The sequence below is a fragment of the Spirillospora sp. NPDC049652 genome, assembly GCF_040675125.1.
Lineage (GTDB): Bacteria > Actinomycetota > Actinomycetes > Streptosporangiales > Streptosporangiaceae > Spirillospora.
In genome coordinates this window covers 1-2481 of sequence record NZ_JBFAOF010001008.1, presented here as the reverse complement: position 1 = coordinate 2481, position 2481 = coordinate 1, and the positions used below count along the sequence as shown (strand labels likewise).

General features: G+C 74.8%; 2 protein-coding genes. Both read left to right on the top strand.

Annotation, left to right across the window (positions count from 1 at the left end):
• Positions 1 to 1149, top strand: a 1149-nt coding sequence (locus tag AB0J52_RS36135) for a thiolase C-terminal domain-containing protein (RefSeq protein ID WP_500187410.1), incomplete at its 5' end; no start/stop codon positions are given.
• Positions 1150 to 1307: 158 nt separating this feature from the next.
• A partial coding sequence (locus tag AB0J52_RS36130; protein ID WP_500187409.1) for an MMPL family transporter occupies positions 1308 to 2481 on the top strand: 1174 nt, incomplete at its 3' end.

Genomic DNA, 2481 nt, shown 5'->3' with positions numbered 1-2481 from the left:
AGGCAGGGGTTCTCGGGACGCGCGGCGGTCGCCGGGATCGGGATGACCGAGCTGTCACGCGCGTCCGGCCGCACCGAGGTCTCGCTCGCCGCCGAGGCCGCGCGCGCCGCGCTCGCGGAGGCCGCCGAGGCGACCGGCGGGGCCGCCGCGACGCCGGACGCGATCCTCAGCTACCACCTGAACGACTCCGCGCCCGTCCTCTACCTGGCCCGCGAGCTGGGCCTGGCGGAGATCGGCTGGCACAACGAGATCTACGGCGGCGGGACGCAGAGCGCCTCGATCCTGGCGGACGCCGCCATGCTCATCGACGCCGGGCTCGCCCGGACCGTCCTGGTGTACCGGGCGCTGAACGGACGCTCCGGCAAGCGGATGAACGCGCTCGGGCTCAAGCTCGGCGAGGGCACGGAAGAGCAGTTCACCCACCCGTACGGCATGGCCGGTCCCGTCCACCAGTTCGCGCTGGCCGGACAGCGCTACCTCCACGACACGGGCCTGACCGACCGGCACCTCTACGCCGTCGTCGCCCAGTCCCGTGCGCACGCGGTGCGGAACCCGCGCGCGCTCCAGCGCCGCCGGCTCGCGCGCGCCGACTACCTGGACAGCCCCATGGTCGCCTCGCCGCTGCGCCGCGTGGACTGCTGCCAGGAGACCGACGGCGCGTGCGCGCTCGTCCTGACCAGCGCCGACCTCGCCCCGGACGCGCCGCGCGTGCACGCCGTCGTCCGCGGCGGCGGGCCCGGCGCGTCCAGGATGGACCGGGCCGACGACGTCACGCGCGTCTTCTCGTCCCATGTCGCCGCACCCCTGTACGAGGCGGCCGGGATGAAGCCCGAGCAGATCGACGTGGCGCTGCTCTACGACGCCTACTCCTGGCTTGTGCCCCGCCAACTGGAGGACTTCGGCCTGGCCGCGCGGACCGACCTCGGCGTCCTGCTCACCGCCGGGGAGATCGCGTGGAACGGCCGCCATCCGGTGAACCCGCACGGCGGCCTGCTGTCCGAGGGGTACGTGCACGGCCTGAACAACGTCGCCGAGGCCGTCCGCCAGCTCCGCGGCACCGGCACCAACCAGGTCGCGGACGCGTCGGTCGCGCTCTGCACCGGCTTCGGCGGAAGCTACGGCAGCGCCGCCATCCTCACCCGCCCCTGAGCCGGACGGCTGATTCCGGGGCATGGCCCTCCTCCCCGCGACCCCCGCCCGGGCCGCCGGGGACTCCCGGGGGAGTACTCCACCGGGAGTAGTCGCGCCGGGAAGGTGTCTCCGGCCACCGGACGCGCCGGACCCCGTCCGGACGCGAACCTCGTGCCATGACCACGAAGACCTTCTCCCCGGACGGCGCGGTCGCGCGCCTGGCCCGGCTCTGCTACCGGCGGCGGCGGACCGCCGTCCTCCTCTGGGTGCTCGGCGCGGTCGCCGTCATGGCGGTCGGGTTCTCGCTGTCGGCCGAGGCGTCCAACTCGTTCGGGGGCGGCGGCTCGGACTCGGGCAAGGCGCAGAAGATCCTCGACGCGCATTTCCCGAAGGCCAACGGGGACAGCATCACGCTCGCGATCCAGGCCGACAGGGACGTGCGGGACCCGGCGGTGAAGGCGCGCGTGCAGCCCGCGCTCGACCGGCTCGCACGGACCCCGCACGTCACCGCCGTCTCCTCGCCCTACCAGGGGCCGGGCCGGATCTCGGCCGACGGGCGGATCGCGTTCGCCACCGCCCAGCTCGACGTCCGGTCCAACGACATGCCGGCGGCGGAGGTCACCAAGCTGATCTCCGACGTCCGGGGCGACAAGGACGGCGTGCGGCTCGCGCTCGGCGGCAGCTCGGTGGCCGCCGCCGAGACCCCCGGCGGCGGGCCGTCCGAGGGCATCGGCGTGCTGGCCGCCATGTGCATCCTGCTGATCGCGTTCGGGTCCGTGCTGGCCATGGGCCTGCCGATCGTCACCGCGCTGTTCGGCATCGGCACCGCGCTCGCGCTGATCGGGCTGCTCGGCCACCTGCTGCCCGCGCCGTCGTTCAGCCCGATCGTCGCCGCCCTCATCGGCCTCGGCGTCGGCATCGACTACGCGCTGTTCATCGTCACCCGCTACCGCGAGGCGCTGCACGACGGCGAGGATCCCGAGACCGCGACCGTCACCGCCCTCGCCACCGCCGGACGCGCCGTGCTGTTCGCCGGGACGACCGTCGTCATCGCGATGCTCGGCCTGCTCGTCATGGGAGACAAGCTGCTCGCCGGGGTCGCGGTCGCCGCGTCCACCACGGTGCTGATGACGATGGTCACCGCCGTGACCCTGCTGCCCGCGCTGCTCGGCTTCACCGGCCGCGGCATCGACCGGCTGCGCGTGCCCGGCCTCGGCCGCCGCGCCGAGCGGCCCCTCGCCGAGCGCTGGGCGGACCTGGTGCAGCGCCGTCCGGTACCGGCGGTCCTGGTCGCCGCCGGGCTGCTGGCCGTGCTCGCCGTCCCCGCGCTGTCGATGCGGCTCAGCCTGC